Raw genomic sequence first — 854 nt, 5'->3', positions numbered from 1 at the left:
GTTTTCAGCAGCGATTGATGTTCGTGCTGGCTGTGTATGTCGATCAGCAGCTCGCCGAGGGCTTTGAGGTCGCCAAGCGGGCAGGGCGTGCCGTTGATATAACCGCGCGAACGACCTTCCGAGGTGATGACCCGGCGCAGGATGCACGGCCCGTCGTTTTCCAGATCGCGCTCGGCCAGCCAGGCGCTGGCTTCGGGGATATCAGCAAGATCGAAGGTGGCAAGAATGTCGGCTTTGTCAGCGCCCGGGCGAACCACGCCGCTGTCGGCGCGATCACCCAGGGTGAGGCCCAGGGCGTCGAGCATGATCGACTTGCCGGCGCCGGTTTCCCCTGTGATCACGCTCATCCCGCGATCAAGTTCGAGATCGAGATGTTCAACGATGGCGTAGTTATGTACGGACAGGTGCACCAGCATAAAGGCAGCTCCCAGGCTTGAGGTCTGGTTATTTATACAGTGTTTTGTTCAGGCCTGACAATGCCCGCCCTTAGCTCGATTTGCTTGATCAGAGAGTTTTCTTAGCGCATTCAAGAATGAGTATTCAGCACTTTTTTGTAGGGACAATTGTTTTCAGCCCTTGAAGCCTGATTTTGCGGCCCCATATATCGGGGCAGAAGCGCGAGTCAGGCTCGCTGACGAAATTGAAAGGAGAATTCTATGGCTGACGAACAGACAGTAGATACGCAAAACCCAGAAGCCAATCAGGCGCCCGAAGGTTCGGGTGACGACCTGGCGACCCGTGTGCAAGTGCTCGAAGAGCAATTGGCCGCCGCGCAGGATCAGTCTCTGCGTGTTGCTGCCGATCTGCAGAACGTTCGCCGCCGTGCCGAGCAGGACGTCGAGAAGGCGCACAAG

At 57.3% G+C, this 854-nt stretch carries 2 protein-coding genes; one reads left to right on the top strand and one right to left on the bottom strand.

Features of this window, described 5'->3' with window-relative positions:
- A partial coding sequence (locus tag J5M56_RS23615; RefSeq protein WP_207937898.1) for an AAA family ATPase occupies positions 1-416 on the bottom strand: 416 nt, incomplete at its 3' end.
- Between the two features lie 240 nt (positions 417-656).
- Here J5M56_RS23615 and grpE point away from each other — a divergent pair.
- Positions 657-854: nucleotide exchange factor GrpE (grpE, locus tag J5M56_RS23610; protein WP_207937897.1), on the top strand; the 198-nt coding region annotated here is incomplete at its 3' end.

The organism is Pseudomonas sp. 51_B (assembly GCF_017491595.1).
GTDB lineage: Bacteria > Pseudomonadota > Gammaproteobacteria > Pseudomonadales > Pseudomonadaceae > Aquipseudomonas > Aquipseudomonas promysalinigenes.
This window is presented reverse-complemented; position numbering and strand designations above follow the sequence as displayed.